Source organism: Psychrobacter sp. 78a-MNA-CIBAN-0178 (genome assembly GCF_040309625.1).
In the GTDB taxonomy this organism is placed as follows: domain Bacteria; phylum Pseudomonadota; class Gammaproteobacteria; order Pseudomonadales; family Moraxellaceae; genus Psychrobacter; species Psychrobacter okhotskensis.
In genome coordinates this window covers 13,651-35,516 of record NZ_JBEOOZ010000027.1, presented here as the reverse complement: position 1 = coordinate 35,516, position 21,866 = coordinate 13,651, and the positions used below count along the sequence as shown (strand labels likewise).

Sequence of the window (21,866 nt, the reverse complement as noted above, 5' to 3'; positions counted from 1 at the left end):
GATGGAAAACGACTTATCCAAATTATTTTATGATGTTTGTCCTAGCCATAACACTTTTGTTTTGAACTGACTATAGCTCTCAGGTAAGTCTTCACTCTGAAAATAATAATGGAGGGTTGTAGACTTGTGGCACAACTCTTTGTGTATGACGAACTGATGGTCAATCCATCTGATCTCTACTATCAAATCCGTAGTAACAAACTTCGCGGATTTTAGTGACGCAGCCTGACAGTAAAAATCAAACTACACCTATCTTGGCGATACACTATCTCATTTTTCAAACCCACGAAGGCGATGTGATTTTGGTTGAGCAGTTTGACCGCTTAGCACGTTTGAAACAAGCTGATTAGGTTACTCTCAAAAGAATGCTATCAGAGAAAAAGTTGGCAGTCGTATCAAAAGAGCTGCCGACCTCACATATGGCGCTTCAATCTGAGAATAGCACTGAATTTATGAGTAGCGTGTTGCAAGCCATCAATTCAATGTTACTTGATATGCTCGCTGCTATTAGAAAGGACTATGAAGATCGGCGTAACCGTCAGATGCAAGGTATTGCTCGTGCTAATACAGAAGATAAGTATTCAGGACGTATGAAAGATTCCGAGAAACGTAAGATTATCGCTAACCTCCTAAAATCTGGACATAGCTATACTGAAATGCAAGCTACGGCTAAGTGTTTTCGTCAACTGATAGCTGTTGTAGCTATAAAAATGGGTCGATACTCAAATACTCAAATACTCAAATACTCAAATACTCAAATACTCAAATACTCAAATACTCAAATACTCAAATACTCAAAATTATTTTGAGGATCTGTAATAACCTTGTCAAATAAAAATTGTCTGTTATCAAAGTTCCTCTAATATATTCTGTTTAAGTAAGAAAAATATTGATTACGTTTCAGGTGACAGTATTTTAGCCGAATCTTTTATAAACGAATCATTATCGTAACGATGACACAAATACTAGCTTGAGCTTGATTATTAAGGCAGACTTTCCTGCGTATAGCAGAGTTTGTTCTAACTATTCAAACCATTTGCTTCATCTTTAAATGTCTCTACAACCACAGAGAAAATATCGTCCCAAACCTCATCATTTGCCAAAAACGGATAATCTTTCAATAGCTTATTACTTTTAGCACCCTTATTCTGCAGCATGCTACGAATGATTCTATCGGCATAGCTGTTGGGCATCTCAATAATCTCTTTTATCGCCAGTCGTGCATGGTCATGTTGTCTTAGGTACTGTGACTCGTTATGCATCTCTTTTTCAATAACATGCGCAATCAGTCCTGATAAGTACTGAACATGAGGCGTCAGGTCCATAAAGCGCCATGCCGGTTGAATAAGGTGACTGTCTTCAAAATTTAAGTTTGAGCGAATACCATCAGGGTAAGTAATCGCTTGTTTATCAAAGCTGTAATGATCACGGATTTGCTCCATAAGTGGCACGGATACACGGTCTAAAATTTTATCATAGGCATGACGGTCTGAGGGATGCTCAGCGATGGCTTGCGATATAGGTAAGATAATCGGCTCATGAATGATCTGGTCGCGTCTGAGTACATCGTTAATTAGGAAGCGATGTACTCGGCCATTGCCATCCGCTAGCGGATGAATATACACAAAAGCAAAGGAAGCAACCGCACTACGTATCAGTGCCGATTGTCCCTCGGTCTTTTCCATAAATGCCTGTAACCCTTTGAGCTTTTCAGCAATGTCATCAGCAGGTGGCGCAATATAGTGCACAATCTCTTTAAAGCCATTGACCTGAGTATGCGACACAAAAACTGGAGATTGACGGACGCCATACTGCTGGATGACCGTTTTGCTACCAAGTATCTCTTGTTGCAACTCTGCTAGCGACTCAGGATCAAGCGGAATATCGCCCTTGCCGGTACGCCGTGCCATCACATCGGCGAAACGTTCAATACGTTTTAACTCTTTCCCTTCACCTTCTATAGTAAAACTGGCTTTACTCTCTCGTAATGTCATCCATACGGAGGCACGCATCAGTAAGTCTTGCCCAAATTCATCGTTCAGCTTGTCAACCATTGTGGCAATATCGAGTGCAGCGGCTTGCGTAAACAACTCTGTTTTCACCAATTGAGGACAGAAATGACGGGTTCCTGCAAGATTGTCATTGATACGCCAACGAGCATTCTTTATGACATGCGCAGGGCTTGAAGTAACCTGCTTCTTAGCATCTAGAGCATCCACATAGTTACCGCCTAAATTACTCGGTACTGCTAACTGCTGACCCATGAGCCACTCATACAAGAAAGCCATTCTACGGGCATAGCTGCCTGTCGGCTCAGCGTTTACCCATGCTTGTACGTCATCAGCACCTACCTGCTCAAATAGACGAACCAGTAACTCTAAATTCAGTACTTCATGACGCATGTGAAACTGTAAGTGCGCAATGATAGTGTCCAGTGGACGCGCGGTTTCCTGATAAGCGTTATGAATGACGTCACCGTCTTTATAGGTTTGTCTGCGCCCACCGATACTACTGCTGACATATAAAGGGGACACCAGCTCGATGCTGGCATAACGGATAAGCCATGCTGCGCCAATAGGGTCTGAAGTAGGGGTATTCATCATGAGGGGCTCAAGCGATTATAGATAAGCTATTTTGCAGAAAAGCGATTATGAATGCAATATAATGATTATAATGAAGCCTCATTGCATTAAATCGATTTTTATATGACGCTGTGATGTCTTTAGATAAAGATCGAAGGGCGTTTTAAGTGGGCATAATTGAACGAAATTGAATGATGAAAATACACCGTTCTTAACATAGCTACGTAGTAATAGAGTACCCATTTCTGTAAATAATGCGGTAATCCCCCACATCAATACTTATCAAAAAAATACAGCAATTATAAGCATTACAACATTTTGGCAAACCTAATCGAAAGAAGGATTGCTAATAACAGAATTAGACCGATTATCCATAATGATTGTAAGAGAAATTTTTTATCATCCATAATTGAGACCATCCCAGATTCTGTGTAACTGACGTTTAGATTAAATACTTACACAAAATTTAGGATGCTCTCCATTATTAAGCTTATATACCTATAGAATAGATAGTTCTAGCCAATATGGAGGTGTTTTTCCTTTAGAAGCTTGAGAACGTGGCTGAAGAATACGCAATTCATATTTACCTGAATATGGAAGCTTGTAATAACCTTGGTTATCTAGTTCAGAGGAATATTCTCCTACATTGACAGAATCTGATAAATTCTTATTAAATAAATAAGAATCCACATTCCCTGCCGTTGTTTTAACAGAAAGCTTTTGGTTCTTTTTGGCATAAAATGTATAGGAATCGTACTTACTACCCTTTAATTTCCCATAATAGTTAGCTGAACTAGCGCCTTTTTTAAATTGAACATCAACAGTTTTAGCCACTGCATCTGAAGATGCGGCCATTACTGTAGGACTTACCATTAGAACAGGAAGCGCAATTAGAATAGCAGCCGTTAAGTTTTTCATATTTTAAATCCCCGAGCAGTAAAAAATACCGATTTTAACTTACTTCACGCTATTAAATTTTATAGATATGTTATATTAGTATTACTAATATAGAGAGTGCGTTGGTAAGTTACTGAATAAGGCTGCCCGTAATGGATAGTATTAATTAATGCCCTAGCTTCTAGTTCTACCGCAAACCTACCTATGGTAGTAAAAACCTGAATTTCATCACGTAAACAAAGAGAACACTGCTAAATAGTAGTGTTCTCTTATTATATTAAAGGAAAAATTATGCGTTCTTTGCTTCTAACGACAATGTGCTTAACGGGCAGCTTAGCTCTAGTGGCTTGTAGTAACCATCGTGCCGACACCACGGATCTGAGTAAGCAGCCTACAATAGAAGCGCCGGTAGCGTCAGGGGCATTTACTGCTTTTGGAAACAAAGGGAAAATTTGGCGAATAGTGATTGAAGGAAATGAGCTAAGTATAGAGGCGAATTTCTTAAAGCCAACGACAGCAACAGTTACCGTGGTGGGTTCTGGTTCTGTCAATACTGAAGGTGTCGAATACGCGAGTACTGTCAATGGACAGCCTATTGTTGTGAATATAAAAAATAACCTTTGTATCGATGACAATGGCTATCAAAATGAATTTACTGCAATATTAACTTACGCAGGCAAAGTATATCAGGGTTGTGCCGTTGCCGGTGCAATAGAAATTGCGCCCACATAGCAGATAAGCCTAACCTATGAATAAACCATTGAAAAAATTTAGCCTAGTATTCTTACCATCATTTTTGTGGGTCGTATTAACTGGGCTAGGATTTGGCTCTCAAAGTCTATCTAATTTGATTGAAATTATAGGAATTTTTATAGTATCTGTGCTGTGTTTATTTATCCCAGAACGATTTATAAAATATCAACTCCTTCTTCTAATACTCTTAATAATCACTGCCTTAGTGCGTTTTTTAACCCCATATATACCGGAATAATATTAAACCAGTTGGCTATCTGAACCGCCCCGACTATATCGGAGAGCGTTTTATTTGAGTCAGGCAACTTTGCCTGACTCATTAAGACTATCATAATATTGCTTTTCAAACTCAAAAGGTGATACATAACCAATCGTACTATGCATTATCATATGAATTACCCGCGTTCCAACAAAGGTAATAACGCCAGAATCAGCCATCTGATCAGTATAACGAATAGATAAATACTGAACGCCTCTATCACTACGATGAATAACGTCTTTTGGGTTGTTTCTGTCTGCAATGGCTTGATTTAACGCTGCCATCACCATATCGATGTTCATACGATTAGACACCTTCCAGCCAACAATACGACGGACAAACACATCTATAATAAACGCAGTATACTAATAAGGTGTTAAAAGGAGCTAAAAATGAAACTCGCAGAAGCCCTACTTATTCGTAGCGATATGCAAAAAAAACTTGCTCAAATTAAAGGACGTATTCGTAGTAATGCTAAAGTTCAAGAAGGCGATACGCCAAATGAAGATCCAAGTCATCTAATGATTGAGGCTAGTCAAGTCATTACTGAGCTATCTACTTTGATTGAACGTATTCACCGTACCAATGCAGTTGCTAAGACGGATAAAGATCAATCAATGCTGACGCTATTGGTTGAACGCGAGGCGTTGGAGATGCGCCACAAACTATTAATTGAAGCAATTGAAGCGACCGACACTGAGGCAGATCGTTATAGTCATCGTGAAATTAAATGGAATATTATGGTCTCAGTAGCTGGGTTACAAAAGCAAGCCGATGACCTGGCGATGAAACTACGCAAAATTAATATTGTCATTCAAGCCAATAACTGGCAAATTAACCTTGTTGAATAAGATTTGTAGACTACTAAATTTATAATTTTCTATTCTTATAGTCATAAATGAATAGAACCACCTATTGGAACCGATTGGGCGAGTGTCAGACCCCTTACCTACACAACAGGGGGTTGAAAACATACTGTAGTGTTTGTCATGCGTTGCGGGTAGACGCTTTTTTTACTACTTATGCCCCGAACACGTCACAGCTCACAAGGTACTACTTAGACCTTACTACCAGATACTGACAGTCGGTTTCAACTTTACGTTTAATGCCTCTTGATACGCCGATTATCAAGAGCGTCATCTACGAGTACTACGCATTTACCAAACTCAACACCCCGTGTTAAACCTCTCTAATCCACGACTCCATTCAAGTCCTCACTAGGGTACCGAACCAGTGAAATCGGTTTATCATAGGCATACTTACAATAGATTATAGGCGTAATAATAGTACGCTTGAAGTGGTTTTACTGCATTAATCTATTTTAAACGGTCTATCAATGGGCTTAAAGGGTGATATAGCTGTTTCCACTCGGGTATACCCGAAATGAATCAGTAACTTAATGCCAGATTGAGAAGCTTTTCCTAAAAACTGTGTAACTGCTTATAATCCAATAGCAGGAGAATAAGCAATGACTACTCAATCTGACATTAAAAAACTGGCTGAGCAAATGGCCAGCAGCATGAGCAGCTTAAAAGTTTGAGAAAAAGGTGTGTTATTTAAAGTCTTATCTACTACAGCTCCATAGCTATACTGGAAGTTATTTAACCTGCGCTGTTTCTAATAAACTGCCATCTTTATCGAATAAGCAGTCGACGATAATGAGCGGAGCCGCATACAAACTATCTTCAGCGTAGTAATGTGTTATGACTTCAAAGTTACCATTATTTAATCGTCTGTAGTCTGTGTTTTTTCGTTTAATGTCCATAGACTTAAAGCCTTTAAGCATGGGCTGTACTGCTTTCTGGCACTTCGTTAGCAATGCAATCTTTGATGTTTTTTGAGCTTGTTCGAGTTCAGTATTTCTTTTTTTATCAAATGGGTTACTGCCATTTTGAATCCAAATATAAAATGCTGCAAATGTAATAATAGATAGTCCTGTCAGTGTCTCTTTTTTCATAATATGACTCGTTTAGCAATAATAGAATAAGATATTTACTAACATACAAGCATAGCTCAGTTATTCTTAAGGAGCATGTTAAAACAATAATTAACCGTTGAAAGCAATGGGTAAATGTTACTCCCGTTCTGGTTAGTTCAGCTTAGTATTATAAAATAGGGCTTAATGAAACATGGATACCTTAAATATCGTGTATCTCGTAGGAGCAGTATTAATTTTCGCCAGTATCATGGCAAGTACGTTATCGGCGCGTTTGGGTGTTCCACTTTTGCTATTGTTTTTAGTCGTCGGGATGCTTGCTGGTGAAGAAGGTATCTTGGGTATTGAATTTTCTCAATATGCGATAGCCAATTTTGTCGGACAAGCAGCCTTAGCCTGTATTTTGTTAGATAGCGGGTTGCGCACCTCTGTTAAATCATTCCGAGTTGGCTTAAAACCAGCCATCACACTGGCTACTTGGGGCGTACTTGCGACAGTCATGATACTGGGTGTATTCGTCACATGGCTGCTGGATGTCGATTGGCGCTTTGGCTTATTACTGGCAGCAATCGTGGGTTCAACCGATGCGGCAGCGGTGTTTTCACTGCTGCGTAATGGCGGTGTTAAATTAAATGATCGTGTCCAAGCCACGCTTGAATTAGAGTCGGGCGCCAACGACCCTTTAGCGATTCTGTTAGTCACTGGATTGATTGCTTTAAATGTTGATCCTGCCGGACAGACAGCGCTAGGCTTCTTAGGCCTACTATTACAACAGCTTAGTTTTGGTTTAGGAATGGGCTTGTTCTTTGGCTATTTCCTATCTCGATTATTACCCAAGATACATTTGGCAGAAGGTATGTATGCCATTTTAATAATGTCGGCGGGTTTAGCAGTGTTTTCTGCCACTAACTTACTGGGCGGTAGTGGGTTTCTCGCGGTCTTTATCGCTGGTATTATGATTGGCAACCATAAGGTACGCTCAACTGAGCATGTCATGCGCGTGATGGACAGCTTTGCGTGGTTGTCGCAAGCGGTGTTATTTGTGGTATTGGGCCTATTGGTCAGGCCATCGAACGTTCTTGAAGTTTGGCCTTATTCAGTGGCCATTGCTGCCTTTATGATTTTAGTGGCTCGTCCTATTGCAGTCTATACCAGTGTTTTACCGTTTAAATTTAAAAATAGAGAGATCGGCTTTATCTCTTGGGTCGGCTTACGTGGTGCGGTGCCCATTACCCTTGCCATGTTGCCAGTGATTGCAGGGGTGGACAATGCCTTTATGCTGTTTGATATCGCTTTTGGGGTGGTGGTCTTATCGTTGGTGTTACAAGGGACGACCATTCCTTTTATGGCCAATCTGTTTAAGGTGCGTATTCCTAACAATAAGGGCCCAAAAGAAGAGCATGAAGTGTGGGTGTCAGATAGCCCGAATACCCAGCTGACCACATCTGCACTAAAAATGGCATATCACATAAGACTTGAGCCTAAAGGCGTGCTGTTTCATTCAGATCAAGGTGGTCATTATACCAGTGAAGAGTATGCTAAATGCGTAGCCAAGTGCAATGGTATGTCGCATAGTATGAGCCGACGAGGCAACTGTTGGGACAATGCACCTACAGAGAGGTTCTTTAGAAGCTTTAAGACAGAGTGGATGCCAAAAAACGGCTATGACAATATTGATGAGGCTCAGCAGGCAGTAAATGATTATATTTGGGGCTATTATCAAAGTGTAAGACCACACAGCTTTAATGAGTATTTAACACCGAGCGAGAAAGAGAGACTTTATTTCAACAAAAACCTCTTAAGTACTGTCTAAAAATATTTGACCACTACAGTAAGATAACGGGTACATTTGACTCCGAACCCTATCAAGCATTTCACTCATTTCTAACATCGAGGGTGGTTTCTGCTCTTTTTTAGAGTTTTCGGCCACTTTCAAATTCCTTTTAACAAACTACTTTTAGTTATTTGGCAACAACTCTAAAGATAGCACAATAGTTAGTGAAGCAGAGTACTAACCTTTACTTATTGTCTAGAGATTTATTTAACAAAAAACACCCAACCAAGTTGAGTGTTTTTTTATTCATCTCTTTCAGTTACATCAAAGCTTAAAGCGTACTGATAATCTCATTCAGCTTGTTATTAAACGTCTCGTCCGTGACGACACCAGCTTCTTGATACCCAGCAACTTTTTTAATCTAATGATGACTTTCAAAAAAATTTGAGAAAAACAATCATTACATAGTTTGGGGATTGGGAATTAATCCATCTTTTACCATATTGTCTAAATGCTCAATGATTTCATTATCTGTACGCAAACTCATTTCATTGAATCCAGCCTGACGAGCTTTCGTCACATCAAATATCCCATCGGTTTCGACATGAAAAAGGAAGTCACCAAAACTGCCTTGAGCAATACGATTAATATCAGGCTCTCGCAAGTCATATCGAGTTGCAATATTCTTCCATTCGGAATCTGACGCCTGATTCAAACGTTGCTGAAGATTAATTGGCTGTGGCTCGCCGACATCCAGTCCGAACCATTCCGCCACTTTTGGCCAGAGATACTTCCAGCGACATACATCACCGTTGGTAACGTTATAAGCACCATCCTTTTCGTTGTCGGCCGCCCACACGACCGCCTCACCCAATAAACTCGCAGTCGTAAAGTTGATCAATACACTATAAGCCGCTGCAGAACCCGGAAATTGCATAGCAACGCCAAAGTGTTTACACAACGTACCATAGAGACCAATCAAGTTCCCCATATTCATAGCAGAACCAAGCGAATGACCAATCATGATATCCGGTCGCAAAGCGGTCCACCTGATACCTTTACTCTCTAACGTGCGAGCATAGTCTTCGTGTTCAAAATATAGGTTTGGTGGATAATGACGGCTATCATCCTCTCGAGCTGGCGTTTTATACACACCAAGATGAGCACCATAAACCTTGCCCCCTTGCAGGAATATCACCCGCTTCAAATCCGCCCCAGCGGCTATCACACTTTCGATGATATTCTTAAACATCAAGCTATTTTCTTCCGCTTCTGTCTTTGCATCATCGGAGGGTTTGATTGCTGCATAAAAAATATGAGTCACATGGGCCAGACTGTCTGAATGCTTCTGTAGTGAAGCTCTATTAAGTAAATCAGCAGATAAATGTGCTGTCTCATGGGGAGGCTCAATCGCTCTTGAAAGAGTTGTTACCTTCCACTCAGCATCTTGTAATGCGACAACAGCCCCGTTTCCGGTCACACCTGAACCACCTACGACAAGCATATGAGGTTGCATTATATCTCCTTAGGTAACGTCAACTTTTTTGATAGAAACCAGCCACTAGCAGTGGCTGGTATCAAAAATTAATTGTCTTACAGGTTAGGCGATACGACCACCGCCGTCAACATTGACCACGGTGCCATTAATAAAGCCATTTTCAAGAATAGCCAATGCTGCGTGAGAGAGGTCTTTCGTTTGACCAACTCGTCCAACAGGAAGCGATTGAGCGACATCATTAAAGAGAGCAGCTTTATCTTCATCATTGAGCATATCCCAAGTTGCGCTATCGACGACTCCGGGAGAAATAACATTAAAACGTTTTGGTTTCATTTCAATGGCTAAATTAGCCACAAGGCTTTCTAATGCGATGTTTACAACACCAACAATAGACGAGCCTACTCCTTGTCGATAAGCGGCAAGGCCTGAATAAAATAACACAGAGCCTGAATTTGTCAGGTGCTTATCAGCGCTACGCGCTAAGTTGATCGGACCGTAAAGCTTGCTGGCAACCATACTTTGAATCTCCATATCCGACAACTCTAAAAATGGCTTAAACACCAGATCAGCAGCGGTCGATACAATATGATCGTATGGCGCCTGCTCTGCAAGTGCTACATCAACTTGCTTCGCATCACTAATATCTAGCGCATAAGTACCTAATACACTGTCACCCAGTTCTGCTGCAACCTTATCCAACTTATCTTGCTTTCGCCCAGCTAAGGCCACTTTGGCGCCACGAGCGACCGCCATCGTTGCAAGCGACGCCCCCATTCCTGAGCCTGCACCAACAATAAAAATTTTTCTGCCTTTCAGTGAGCCTTGACCATCATTGCTCTGTATCAGTGGTGTTGTCATTTTATTCTGCCTAAATCGTTAATTGGTCTTTATGATACAATATTTAAATCAACTAATAATTAACCATATAAAGAATAATTTATTCAGGAATATTGAATAATGGACAGACTTGACTTAATGCAGATATATGTGGATATTCACGATATCGGCTCCATGGCTGGAGTAGCCAGACAAAGGAACATCGCTCCCTCAGCAGTCACGCAAGCATTACAAAAATTAGAGCAGTACGTAGGCGTAACACTGATTATGCGTACTACTCGGCGCATGTACTTTACACCGGAGGGAGAGCAGTTTCTGCATCACTGCCGCTCCATACTCGGAAAAATAAAAGAAGCGCTTGATCATGTTAATCAAAATGGACCACTACGAGGAACCATTCGTTTTACAGCAACCAATGATTTTGGTCGTACTCGATTACCATTGATCATTGATGAATTTCTAGAGTTACACCCACAAATAAAAGTGGATCTTCATCTATCGGATGGTGTCGTGGATCTGATCGGTGAACGCTTTGATTTCGCCATTCGAACCGGACCTCTGGTCGATTCAGAGTTCAAAGCACGCCGATTAATGAGTCAAAAGCGCTACGTATGTGCAGCCCCGATTTATTGGGCAAACAACGGGAAGCCCACGCATCCTAGAGAGCTCTTACAGCATAACTGTCTGGTTTTAGCTCGTCCCAACGCTTCGCAATCGGAATGGCACTTTATCGAACAAGGAAAATCATTTGCAGTTAAAATATCCGGCAACAGATTGGCCAATGATGGAGGTGTACTACGCCAATGGGCTATTAATGGTGCAGGTGTGGTTGTAAAAGGTGAATTCGACATTGAGGAAGACCTTAAAGCAGGACGTTTAGAGTGTGTGCTTACTTCTTTTACACATCAGCTGATCAATCTCTATGCGGTCTACCCCGGACATCGCCCATCGCCAAACCGAGTACTGGCGATGATAGATTTTATCGTTGACAGGCTAAAAGTTTAGTGGTCAACTAATTTAGGACAGCTGATAAGAGATTTTGGTTAAAGTAACGTCTCTCTTTTTCTGCTGGTGATAAATAATCATTGAAACGGTGCGGTCTCACGGTTTGATAGTAGCCCCAGATATAATCAATAATGGCGGCCGATGCTGCATCCATATCCTCGTAACCGCTCTTTGGCATCCACTCCGTTTTAAAACTCCTGAGGAACCTTTCAGTTGGGGCATTGTCCCAACAATTACCACGACGGCTCATACTTTGTATCATACCGTCACAACCAGCGACTGAATCAGCAAACTTCTTGCTGGTGTAATGGGTACCTTGATCGGAATGAAACAGGACGCCACTAGGTTTAAGTCTGGTTTGATACGCTATCTGCAGCGCTTTAGCGGGCAGAGCACTGTCAGGTGAGTCTGGCATAGAAAAGCCGACCACACGCTGGGCATACAAATCTCAAACAACGGCTAGATAACTAAAGCCACCTTTGATACGGACATAGGTTACATCACCTGTCCACACTTGATTAGGCGCTTCTGGGCTAAAGTTGCGATCTAAGAGATTGTCATGGGCTTTGTGTTCTTGATCAGCTTGCTGGTATTTATGCGTCTTGAGCTGACAGCTCATTAGTCCCATGCCTTTCATAAACTTAGACGCTAGGTAGCGCGTCAACCTATTGTCTAAGGTGGAAGTACCAATGCCTAGCGACTGGGAAACCTCAGCAACTTTGCGTTTGTGCTCAACGACTAAGCTAATGGCTTCTAACTTGAATTCTCGGGTGTATTTTTGGCGTTTGGTAGTCATACTAATTATTCTCTTTGGGGTAGTATAACCTCTTAAACATGGTCCGACTTAATTATGCCACTACAAACATAATCATAAAGCGACTCAAAGCAGACGTCCAGTGTTGACTCGGCATCGACCACCTCGAAGATGCCTGCTGGGTGGCTAAATACACCACTTTAAATGCAGCTTGATCAGAGGGGAATACTTTACGCTTATTCACCGCTGTCCGAATACAGCTATATTTTTTTGATTTCTACAATATCACTTGATTCAATGAGTGATTGGATATTACCAAATAAACTTTGAATATAATCAGTGGCCATATGGATATCTAAATCCTCCCTGCTACGCCATTCTTCTAAGAAGAAATATCTACTCGAGTCATTTTCGCTAATATAAAGCTCATATTTCAAGCACCCTTCTTCTTGAAGCGTAGGCTCTATTACACTTTTTAAAAGCGTTTCTAACGTCTCTTTTTGATCTGATTTTGCCTTAAAGTTCGCAATTATTGAAATAGTCATTATTTCACCTTGAATTTATTTTAGAAGTTTTCTAGTACAATTTTGCCTTTCGACTTGCCTGATTCAAGCAACTTATGCGCCTTTTCCAAGTTTGCAGCGTTAATTTTGCCTAGATTTTGGTTGAGGGTACTTCTAATTTTTTGCTGGTCAACTAATTGGGCAACCTGTTGCAACAGATCACCTTGCTTTTCAATATCATCGGTTTCATACATTGAACGGGTGAACATCAACTCCCAATGGATAGAAATAGATTTAGTCTTAAACGGCATAATATCAAAGGTTTGTGGATCATCGATCAATCCAAGCTTGCCTTGTGGTGCAATCAGAGAAACTATCTGCTCGATATAGGTGTCTGTATGATTTGTAGAGAATACGTATTTTGGTTTTGCAATGCCTAGTGTCTCGATTTGTGCATTTAAATCTTTGCTATGATCAATGACATGGTCGGCACCAAGTGATTCCACCCAAGATTTCGTTTCTTCACGTGACGCTGTTGCTATAACGGTCAGATTTGTTTTTGCTTTTAGGAGTTGGATAGCGATTGATCCTACACCACCTGCACCACCAATAATTAAAATACTGCCAACTTCTGTTTCTGAAATTTGAAACCGATCAAACAGCATTTCCCATGCCGTTATTGCAGTTAATGGCAATGCTGCTGCTTCTGCATTAGATACTGTAATTGGTTTAAGACTGATAATTCGTTCATCGACTGCTTGATACTCAGCATTACTACCATCTCGGGTTAAATCGCCAGCATACCAAACAGAATCTCCTACTTTAAACGAGGTAACTTTTGAGCCAACTTCAATAATTTCCCCAACGGCATCCCAACCTAAAATACGATTATTTGCTTCAGACGAATTTTTTCTCACTTTGGTATCAACTGGATTCACAGAGATTGCCTGAACTTTTACCAGTACATCACGCTCCTTAAGCGTAGGCTTCGCTTTTTCAATATCTACCAATGAATTTTTAAAATCATCATGGTTGTCTATAACATACGATACGGCTTTCATAGATTTGTCCTCAGCTTTAAAAAAATAGAGTAAAAATGGGAGCGAAGTGCTCCCATTTTATGTTATTCAATCATTAAAACTCTTGGCTCGTTGGGCGCAAAACAATTTCATTAATATCTACATCCGCAGGCTGTTCAATTGCATAAGCAATTGCTCGAGCGACTGAGTCAGCTGGTATGGCTTGTTTGTAGAAATCAGTAACAAACTCTGAACTTTCTTTATGAGAAGAACCGAATTTTAGTTCTGACTCAATTGCACCAGGCTCAATAGTAGTCGTTCTAATTGTTCCCCCAACTTCATGACGAAGGCCTTCTGAGATGGCTCTCACAGCAAACTTAGTACCGCTATAAACAGTACCTCCTGGACTAAATACTTTTAACCCTGCAACAGATGCGAGATTAATAAAGTGTCCAAAGTTTTGTTTTTGGAAAACAGGTAGGGTAGCTGCTATACCATAAAGAACACCTTTAATATTAATGTCGATCATACGATCCCATTCATCAACTTTTAGCTCACTTAATGGTGCAATAGACATTAATCCAGCATTGTTTACCAATACATCGATTTGACCAAATGCGCTTAATGCCTTTTCAATAAGTGCTTGTACTTCATGTGGTTTGGTTATATCCATACCAATAAATTCAGCTTGACCACCTTCAGCACGAATGTCGTGAACAATAGCCTCTAATTTTTCAGTACGTCTAGCACCAAGTACAACCTTTGCACCTTTTTTAGCAAGTAAGCGAGCAGTAGCTTCACCTAAACCACTACTTGCACCAGTGATAACAATAACTTTATTTTCTATATTATTCATACAAGTAACCTTCAACCTATCTGTCAATCATATTTGAGGGTTAAGTATTACAGCCTTGTTAGTTATAATAAATGAATAATATTATCTTTCAGAATTCCTATTTACGGAATAATTACCATAACACAGGATTGGACATGCAGAACAAATTGGAAATGATGCGTATCTTTTGTGTCGCAGCAGAGTCTCGAAATTTTAAAGAGGCAGCAACTCAGCTGGGTATTTCCCCACAGGTAGTGACACGGGCAATAAAAGAGCTAGAAGAGCAGCGCGGAGAGATTCTGTTTTACAGGAGTACTCGACAAATTAAAATTACCGCTGATGGTGAGCGTCTGGCAAAGCAAGCACGTTTTGCGGTGGAATCGATCGATGCTTTGCTTGTAAAAGACACCAAGGAAAAACGAGATGAAATGCGTGGGACTGTCCGTCTTACTGTGTCGTCTGTGTTAGGGCGTAAAGTGGTAGTACCTGCACTAGCAGAATTTGCCACACGTTATCCAGATATTGTCGTGGATTGTGTGCTAACAGATTCACACTCGGATGTGATCGATGAGCGGATAGATATCGGGATCAGATTTGGATTTTTGCCGGACAATCGATATGTGGCAAGGGAATTGGCTAAAGTGAAATTTTATTCTGTGGGTACGCCAGAGTTAATTGATAAGGTTGGAATGCCCAAAAAAATTATTGACCTTGATAAATACCCTCTAACAGCACTATTCGATCATAAAACAGGGCGTTACTGGCCATGGACATTCACCGAAAGTCGAAGCTTTACGCCATCAAAGCCCCGTTTTATTACAGATGATCTAGAAGCTGAATTTCAAGCTATTCTCGCTGGAGTTGGATTCGGACACATGCCTGGATTTCTAGTTTTGCCGTGGCTTAGGAGTGGTAAGCTCATTCAGATACTTCATGAGGAAACCTCTCCCGTTTGGCGCCTGTATTTATATCGTCCACAGCGGGGCCCGACACCTTTGCGAATCCGAGCATTGTTTGATTACTTAGTGGAAGTGCTGGGCCATATAGAAACCTGAATCAGATAAGACCATCATGTATTTAGAGTAACTACAATTTTTCCTATTTGCTGATTTGATTCAAGATAGCGCTGAGCGTCATGCATGTCCTCAAAGTTAAAGCAACGGTCGATCACTGGACGAAGATATCCTGCACCTATACTGCTAAGAATAAATCGTCTGGCTTGCTCCCTTAGAACAGGGTCATGGAGAACCTCAAGGAACAAAAAACCTCGCATGGTTAAGCTCTTGCGTAATGCAACTTTAAGGGGAAATGGTGTGTTCTCCGGGCTAAGTGCACCATGCATAACCATAGTTCCTCCCACAGACATCGCTTTTGCAATCTGTTCAATATGTGGCCCTCCTACAGCATCAAAGGCGACATCAAGATGTTCTCCACCTAAACGTAAAACAAGCGCCTCATACAAATCTGGTTCATCTTCACTGGCTATAACATCTTTAACACCAAGATCCAGTAAACGTTGCTTTTTCTCTATCGTCTGTGTACTTGCAATGACCTTAGCACCCGCTGCTTCAGCTATCTGTATCGCAGCTAGTCCTACGCTACTTGAAGCTGCTGTGATCAAGATCGTTTTTCCTTTCGATAATCCACCAGCATGGATTACACCACCCCAAGCCGTCAAATACTGCATCCAGATTGAAGAAGCTTCTTCCCAGCTTAAATTATCGGGTTTGTGAACTAAAAAAGTTTCTGGAATCAGAAGCTTGTCCGCATATGTCCCATATTTGGCTAGATTGTCAGTCGGAAGAATCGATACGGCATCTCCTGGAGAAAATTGGCGTACACCTTCACCTATCGCAAGAACTATGCCTGCTCCCTCATATCCCAGACGAGAAGGGAATACTGCCTTTTGAATATAAGTACCACGCCGAAACATTACATCGGCCCGGTTGAGTCCGATCGTTTTCATCTGTATTAGAACTTCTCCTGCGGCTGGTAAAGCAACAGGAAGTGTTTCTAATGTCAGAACATCTGTATCTCCAATACAATTGAAGCGCCAAGTCTTGGCCTGAAGTGCGTTAAATGACATCGATAACTACCTTAATATTAGCAGAGCGATCTTGAACAGCATCATGAGCCTCAATCGCTTGGTCTAGAGTAAAATGACGAGGATCAACAATAGCACGCAGTTTACCTTCCTCAACGAGACGAGTCGCGGTCTTAAGGACATCACCATGATGAGAACGGCGATTGCCTGTTAACGTCGGCATTAGGACGAATACGCCAGACACTGTGGCACACCGTAGAGATGAATTCGCTAAATTATGATTGCCAAATGCAGCACAGCTGGTGATGTGGCCATAGTGAGTCGTCATGGAAAGTGAAGCTTCGAGTACTGGACCACCCACAGTGTCGTAAACAATATTAAAACCTTGACCCTCAGGGCTTGCAGCAATAATGTCATCGGAAGATGCTGTTGTGTAATCGAGAGGTATTGCACCGAGTTCTGAAATCAGTGATTGATCAGCTGTACGAGCAGTCGCCCAAACATTTGCATCAAGTGCTTTTGCAAGCTGAACCACCATATAACCAACGCCACCAGCACCACCTTGAACCAGTACAGTTTGCCCTGGTTGGACCTTCGCATTATCCACTAAACCTTCCCAAGCGGTGAGGAACGTCAATGGTAGTACTGCTGCCTCGCGCATAGAGATATTCCGTGGCTTTAATGCGATCAGATCAGCATCTGCTACAACATATTCTGCTAAAGATCCTTGAAGACCACGAACGCCACCAATCAGACCGTAAACTTCATCTCCGACGTTGAAGTGGGTGACACCTTCACCAACAGCAGTTACAACTCCAGCCATATCCGTTCCCAACACGGCAGGAAGCTCTGGCATAGCATATGTTGCTTCACCAAGACGAATTTTATAATCAATAGGGTTTACACCACTCGCATGAATACGTACTAGAACTTGCCCAGCCTCTGGTTGAGGTATAGGGAGTTCTACACGTTTAAATTCATGATCACCAAAATTTTCTAGGATAAGCGCATTCATCATCTTATTCATAGTTGTTCCTTATTCTTAACTGGGGGATGATATGCACAATACCAAAGTAAATTAATCCAATAAATGATATTTATAGGATTTAATAATTCCTAAATAATGAATAATAAATATTATCTGCTCACTAAAGAAGTGGGGTTCAGCAGATGCTTACCAAAAAAGAGATCTACACAGACCTCTTTTTTATTTGGGTTTAATACGTGAAATTATTGCTGAGTGCCATCTTCACTCAGCATTTGCCCTGTGTGCTTTGGTGTAATTAAAGGTGCAGTCGGACGCGGTCCTGTATATTGCAAGCCGATACCAGCATAGACATCATCTGCTGCAGTTTCAGTTCCAAAACGTTCTTTGTCTAGTTCTCGGATTTCTTGGCTAATTTCTTCAACATCACTCTGGTCAACACCCAGTTCTTCTAAAATTGCACCGCCAAATAGCATTGCCGACTCGAAGGTTTCGCGTATCATGTAATCCACATTTTGTTTTGCTAAATGCAGCGCATGCTCACGGTCATAAGAGCGAACCAGTAACTTGGCCATAGGAAATTCATGTTGCACCAACTCTACAATCTTATTCGTCGTTTCTTTGTGGTCTACGCAAACAACAATTGCTTCAGCCGTATCTGCTCCAGAGGCATGTAAAATATCTAAACGAGAACCATCGCCATAATAAATTTTAAATCCAAATCTTTCAGCGTTTTGAATCATATCGATATCATTATCAATGATGGACACATCAATGCCTCGAGCAAGCAGCAATTGACTGGAGACTTGTCCAAAACGACCGAAACCAATCATCAGGACTTTTCCAGAAAGTCCTTCAGCAATACGGATATTTTCCAAAGAAGTTTGTTCTGTAGTTTGGGTAAAACGTTTAAACAGAATGCCTATGATGGGGGTCAAAATCATCGACAAGACTACAATCGCATTCAGGTTTGAGCTTTCATCAGCACTAATGATTTGAGCACTCAAGGCGGCAGCAAAGAGTACAAAAGCAAACTCCCCCCCCCTTGAGCCATTAGTAATGCGCGATCGAGTGCTTCAGAGTGTGAACTTTTGGTCAGGCGTGCAATCAGATAAATTATGGATGCTTTGACAAACATCAGCACAAGTACAGCACTTAAAATTAACATCCAGTTATTTTTTATGACGTCAAGGTCTAATGACATGCCTACGGCTAGAAAAAATAATCCGAGCAATATGCCACGAAACGGTTCAATATCTGCTTCAATCTCATGGCGAAAAGTGGATTCGGAGAGTAATACCCCTGCAAGGAATGCCCCCATTGCCATCGATAAGCCACTGACTTGCATCAGTAATGCTGCGCCGAGCACCACCAAGAGTGCTGCTGCAGTCATGACTTCACGGGCTTTGGCTACGGCTAATAAGCGAAATAAAGGATTAAGCAACCAATAACCTGCAGCGATTAAACCTACAATTGAAATTAAACCAATTCCGATGCTCTGCAAACGCATAGAAGTACTTTCAACAACATGATTCGGTGCGATAAAAGCGACAATTGCCAATAAAGGGACAATCAATAAATCTTCAAACAGCAGGATCGAGACAATTTTTTGTCCTCGTGGTTGAGCAATGTCTCCACGATCTCCCAAAAGTTGCATAACAATTGCAGTCGAGGTGAGTACAAAGCCTGCAGCACATACAAAACTCACCTGCCAAGAATAGCCATAGGCCAAGCCTACCGCCATTAACCCCAATGAACAGGCACTAATCTGTAATGTGCCTAATCCAAAAATTTCTTTTCTTAAACTCCATAAATACGATGGACGCATTTCTAGTCCAATCACAAACAGATACATCACAATACCAAGCTCAGCAACATGCAGAATAGACGCAGAATCGTAGAAAAACGCTAGTCCAAATGGACCAATAATTAATCCTGCAATTAAATATCCCAATACCGAGCTTAATCCTAGGCGCTTGATTAAAGGGACTGAGATCACTGCCGCTGTGAGCAGTATGACAGGGGATAGAAGGCTGATAGATGTGGCTTCTGCACTCATATATTTCTCAGATTTTGTATAGAGTCTGTTGACACTTCAAGTATAGAAAGTAGATTCAAAACACAAGTGCAACAGGTTTGTAGTTAGTTGAAACAGTTATTCACTATACCCGAATTTCAAGTAATCAATGGGATAGTTTTATCACTGCATTTAAAGACTGGCAGCAAAGTATTGGTAAGCTTTTCACTATAGGTATTGAGGGAAATAATTGTAAAGTAAGGCATCGGATTAGATGTGTTAGTTCAGTATTGAGTGTGGCTTTAGCAAGAATACGGATATTAGGGCGTGTTGAACATTCGCAAATAGGCACTGCTGATCGCTAAAATTGTTCCAGACAAGGCATAAAGCGACGATAATGCAGATGCCTTAGCGAGATTTGTAACGCAGTATGGGGCAATTTTAGCATCAGACCCAACGATAAAAGCAGGGGACAGAACTCTTTTTTGCCGCTTCATCGTTAAAAATAAGCGCTTAGAATGACTAAACTTATTATTTTTAACATCGAATCGCCTAAAAAATAGTCGCTGTCAGTGCCATGGTCGAATGTTCAACACGCCCTAATGCTTCTCGCAATATTCTAGCGGTAGGACATACCACTTTGTCTGTGGAGGAAAGATGCGGTAAAGGTCGCTTTGTGAAGCAGAAAGCATGCCTAAATCCGTGAGGAAGTCGCCTAAGAGCTTTTGCTTTTAAAATCCCTGAGAAACCTGTTTCGTAAAGAGTTAGTCGAAAGTGGAGGGGGTATGTCAGAAGTTTAATTTTATAAGTTATTGTAAAGATTCGGAAAGTTAATTATGGCATCCAGTTGCAGAGCCAATAGTGACTTCATTTAATCTCAGCATACTTTTTGAAACACTACCTAAATTTTTAAGGTTTATAAAAAATATTCCTTTTTTATACTATGGGGTACATTAGTATTAATGCTAGAAATAAGGAGGTCTGATGCCTAATCAGGTTGAAGACAAAAAAAAGATTCTTCTACGTGTCAGAAAGATCAAAGGTCAGACGCAAGCGATTGAAAAAGCATTAGAAGACAATGTAGAATGTGGTGCAATTCTGCAACAATAGCATTATGTCGAAATAAAAACCCAGATTTTGGCTCAGATATAGGAAGTTTTTTAACTTTTATACAACAAAACTTTCTGACATGCATACATTAGCAATGTCAGAATCAGTTTTCATTCTAATCAATTGTGGAGTTTTAGTCATGCTTAAAACAGCTTTATATGTCCGTCTTGAAGCTAAACCGGGTAAAGAAGACGAAGTGGAAGCTTTCCTTAAAGCCGGTTTACCTATTGTAATGGAAGAACCTGCGACAGTTGCGTGGTTTGGCCTACGTCTTGGACCTACAACATTTGGTATTTTTGATGCATTTCCTGATGAGGCGGGTCGCCAAGCACATTTATCTGGCAAAGTTGCAGCTGCTTTGATGGATCAGGCCGATGAGCTATTTTCAGAGCCACCGTCTATTGAAAAAGTAGATGTTTTGGCTAGTAAACTACCAGCTCATACCGACGCTTAAATGTATGAGGGTGCTGCCTGAAATTTTGAATGAAAGGCAGCACTTCAACCCTGTGAGGTTTGTTAGAGGCTTTTTATTCAAGTTGGGCTACTTTATTTAATGGCTTAATCTCATCATTTACATGGGTCAAGATCCAAAACAGGGTAAATAAACGAATGCACCTATGTACATGCTTTATATTGAACCAATATATCTAATTTACTGTCGCATTTGTACATCTGCTAAACCGTGCCAATCTGCTTTCTAATCTAATATTTCCGCTACAGCCCATATTTTACGGACAAAAAAAAGCCCCAATCTTAAGATTGGGGCTTTTCGAATCTGGTAGGCGTAATCGGATTCGAACCAACGACCTCTACCATGTCAAGGTAGCGCTCTAACCAACTGAGCTATACGCCTATTTAGGTTGAGCATTTTAGCAAGTTTTTCAGACTTTGCAAGTCTTTTTTATAACAATGTTAAGTTATTATTTTAATAGCGAGCTATTGTCTGTCGTGACTTAGTCCAATATAGCTTTATTTGAATGATATTAGCCAGTTTTATTGAGTAAATGAGCACAAAATAAGCAGTCATTTCCTATGATATGTGGCATTATCAACTCAGC

At 40.9% G+C, this 21,866-nt stretch carries 20 protein-coding genes, 1 tRNA gene and 5 pseudogenes; 10 read left to right on the top strand and 16 right to left on the bottom strand.

From position 1 onward, the window contains the following. The first annotated feature begins 215 nt into the window (after nt 1-215). A complete protein-coding gene (locus AAEY80_RS12350; protein WP_264298306.1) occupies nt 216-350 on the top strand; it encodes a hypothetical protein in 135 nt (44 codons plus the stop codon). A 15-nt stretch (nt 351-365) separates the two neighbouring features. Then, entirely contained in the window at nt 366-809 is a 444-nt protein-coding gene (locus AAEY80_RS12345; protein ID WP_350588397.1) for a recombinase family protein, read from the top strand. A gap of 210 nt (nt 810-1,019) precedes the next feature. Here AAEY80_RS12345 and AAEY80_RS12340 read toward each other — a convergent pair whose 3' ends face one another. Together AAEY80_RS12340 and AAEY80_RS12335 are read right to left on the bottom strand one after the other, a co-directional pair. Next, nucleotides 1,020-2,603 carry a Fic family protein gene (locus AAEY80_RS12340; RefSeq protein ID WP_082787299.1) on the bottom strand — a complete coding sequence of 528 codons (1,584 nt, stop codon included), beginning with the start codon at nt 2,601-2,603 and terminating at the stop codon, nt 1,020-1,022. A 477-nt stretch (nt 2,604-3,080) separates the two neighbouring features. Then, nucleotides 3,081-3,500: a hypothetical protein gene (locus tag AAEY80_RS12335; RefSeq protein ID WP_025651567.1), complete on the bottom strand. Its 420-nt coding sequence runs from the start codon at nt 3,498-3,500 to the stop codon at nt 3,081-3,083. 270 nt (nt 3,501-3,770) lie between these two features. On the opposite strand from AAEY80_RS12335, the gene AAEY80_RS12330 reads away from it, so the two are divergent. After that, nucleotides 3,771-4,211 carry a hypothetical protein gene (locus tag AAEY80_RS12330; RefSeq protein WP_179798966.1) on the top strand — a complete coding sequence of 147 codons (441 nt, stop codon included), beginning with the start codon at nt 3,771-3,773 and terminating at the stop codon, nt 4,209-4,211. Between the two features lie 461 nt (nt 4,212-4,672). Here AAEY80_RS12330 and AAEY80_RS15000 read toward each other — a convergent pair. After that, nucleotides 4,673-4,856 (bottom strand): annotated as a pseudogene (locus AAEY80_RS15000) (DDE-type integrase/transposase/recombinase); the annotation flags it as partial. Nucleotides 4,857-4,883: 27 nt separating this feature from the next. Between AAEY80_RS15000 and AAEY80_RS12320 the strand changes: the two are divergent. Further along, nucleotides 4,884-5,342, top strand: a complete 459-nt coding sequence (locus tag AAEY80_RS12320; protein WP_025651570.1) for a DIP1984 family protein — start codon at nt 4,884-4,886, stop codon at nt 5,340-5,342. 746 nt (nt 5,343-6,088) lie between these two features. Here AAEY80_RS12320 and AAEY80_RS12315 read toward each other — a convergent pair. Beyond that, a complete protein-coding gene (locus AAEY80_RS12315) occupies nt 6,089-6,448 on the bottom strand; it encodes a hypothetical protein (RefSeq protein WP_201617507.1) in 360 nt (119 codons plus the stop codon). Between the two features lie 172 nt (nt 6,449-6,620). On the opposite strand from AAEY80_RS12315, the gene AAEY80_RS12310 reads away from it, so the two are divergent. After that, complete coding sequence (locus tag AAEY80_RS12310; protein ID WP_201617506.1) at nt 6,621-8,240, top strand: potassium/proton antiporter; 1,620 nt, start codon at nt 6,621-6,623, stop codon at nt 8,238-8,240. Between the two features lie 421 nt (nt 8,241-8,661). On the opposite strand, the gene AAEY80_RS12305 is transcribed toward AAEY80_RS12310, so the two are convergent. After that, nucleotides 8,662-9,705, bottom strand: coding sequence for an SDR family oxidoreductase (locus AAEY80_RS12305; RefSeq protein WP_227675065.1), 1,044 nt, complete (start codon nt 9,703-9,705; stop codon nt 8,662-8,664). A gap of 96 nt (nt 9,706-9,801) precedes the next feature. After that, nucleotides 9,802-10,557, bottom strand: coding sequence for an SDR family oxidoreductase (locus AAEY80_RS12300; protein WP_025651574.1), 756 nt, complete (start codon nt 10,555-10,557; stop codon nt 9,802-9,804). Between the two features lie 99 nt (nt 10,558-10,656). Here AAEY80_RS12300 and AAEY80_RS12295 point away from each other — a divergent pair, with 99 nt between their 5' ends. Then, the gene (locus AAEY80_RS12295) at nt 10,657-11,541 is read left to right on the top strand and encodes a LysR family transcriptional regulator (protein ID WP_025651575.1); all 885 of its coding nucleotides are present in this window, start codon (nt 10,657-10,659) and stop codon (nt 11,539-11,541) included. 7 nt (nt 11,542-11,548) lie between these two features. On the opposite strand, the gene AAEY80_RS12290 is transcribed toward AAEY80_RS12295, so the two are convergent. The 6 genes and pseudogenes from AAEY80_RS12290 to AAEY80_RS12265 form a co-directional block, all read right to left on the bottom strand. After that, nucleotides 11,549-11,956 (bottom strand): integrase core domain-containing protein, encoded by a 408-nt coding sequence (locus tag AAEY80_RS12290; RefSeq protein ID WP_156915653.1) that lies wholly within the window; start codon nt 11,954-11,956, stop codon nt 11,549-11,551. A 33-nt stretch (nt 11,957-11,989) separates the two neighbouring features. Further along, on the bottom strand, nt 11,990-12,337 hold the full coding sequence (locus tag AAEY80_RS12285) for a transposase (protein WP_198015425.1): 348 nt from the start codon (nt 12,335-12,337) through the stop codon (nt 11,990-11,992). A 52-nt stretch (nt 12,338-12,389) separates the two neighbouring features. Beyond that, nucleotides 12,390-12,557 (bottom strand): annotated as a pseudogene (locus AAEY80_RS12280) (IS256 family transposase); the annotation flags it as partial. Then, nucleotides 12,556-12,840, bottom strand: coding sequence for a putative quinol monooxygenase (locus tag AAEY80_RS12275; RefSeq protein ID WP_201578418.1), 285 nt, complete (start codon nt 12,838-12,840; stop codon nt 12,556-12,558). The pseudogene AAEY80_RS12280 and the gene AAEY80_RS12275, both read right to left, overlap by 2 nt. A gap of 20 nt (nt 12,841-12,860) precedes the next feature. Continuing rightward, complete coding sequence (locus AAEY80_RS12270) at nt 12,861-13,859, bottom strand: zinc-binding alcohol dehydrogenase family protein (RefSeq protein ID WP_201576506.1); 999 nt, start codon at nt 13,857-13,859, stop codon at nt 12,861-12,863. A 73-nt stretch (nt 13,860-13,932) separates the two neighbouring features. Beyond that, on the bottom strand, nt 13,933-14,673 hold the full coding sequence (locus AAEY80_RS12265; protein ID WP_034617111.1) for an SDR family oxidoreductase: 741 nt from the start codon (nt 14,671-14,673) through the stop codon (nt 13,933-13,935). A 134-nt stretch (nt 14,674-14,807) separates the two neighbouring features. Here AAEY80_RS12265 and AAEY80_RS12260 point away from each other — a divergent pair, with 134 nt between their 5' ends. Continuing rightward, nucleotides 14,808-15,707, top strand: coding sequence for a LysR family transcriptional regulator (locus AAEY80_RS12260; RefSeq protein ID WP_350588395.1), 900 nt, complete (start codon nt 14,808-14,810; stop codon nt 15,705-15,707). A 14-nt stretch (nt 15,708-15,721) separates the two neighbouring features. Here the strand turns inward: AAEY80_RS12260 and AAEY80_RS12255 are convergent, their stop codons facing one another. The 3 genes and pseudogenes from AAEY80_RS12255 to AAEY80_RS12245 all read right to left on the bottom strand — a co-directional run bounded on the left by AAEY80_RS12255 (nt 15,722) and on the right by AAEY80_RS12245 (nt 19,740). Then, entirely contained in the window at nt 15,722-16,738 is a 1,017-nt protein-coding gene (locus AAEY80_RS12255; RefSeq protein ID WP_173240484.1) for a zinc-dependent alcohol dehydrogenase family protein, read from the bottom strand. After that, nucleotides 16,728-17,723, bottom strand: a complete 996-nt coding sequence (locus tag AAEY80_RS12250) for a zinc-dependent alcohol dehydrogenase family protein (protein ID WP_025651768.1) — start codon at nt 17,721-17,723, stop codon at nt 16,728-16,730. Before AAEY80_RS12250 ends, AAEY80_RS12255 begins: the two co-directional genes overlap by 11 nt. 203 nt (nt 17,724-17,926) lie before the next feature. Then, a pseudogene (locus AAEY80_RS12245) lies at nt 17,927-19,740 on the bottom strand (monovalent cation:proton antiporter-2 (CPA2) family protein). 98 nt (nt 19,741-19,838) lie between these two features. Here AAEY80_RS12245 and AAEY80_RS12240 point away from each other — a divergent pair. The 3 genes and pseudogenes from AAEY80_RS12240 to AAEY80_RS12230 form a co-directional block, all read left to right on the top strand. Continuing rightward, nucleotides 19,839-19,973 (top strand): annotated as a pseudogene (locus AAEY80_RS12240) (IS1 family transposase); the annotation flags it as partial. Between the two features lie 709 nt (nt 19,974-20,682). Then, nucleotides 20,683-20,805, top strand: a pseudogene (locus AAEY80_RS12235) (metal-sensing transcriptional repressor); the annotation flags it as partial. A 142-nt stretch (nt 20,806-20,947) separates the two neighbouring features. After that, nucleotides 20,948-21,262: a putative quinol monooxygenase gene (locus AAEY80_RS12230; RefSeq protein WP_025651767.1), complete on the top strand. Its 315-nt coding sequence runs from the start codon at nt 20,948-20,950 to the stop codon at nt 21,260-21,262. A gap of 322 nt (nt 21,263-21,584) precedes the next feature. Here the strand turns inward: AAEY80_RS12230 and AAEY80_RS12225 are convergent. After that, nucleotides 21,585-21,661 (bottom strand) — tRNA-Val (locus AAEY80_RS12225). Nucleotides 21,662-21,866 lie beyond the last annotated feature (205 nt).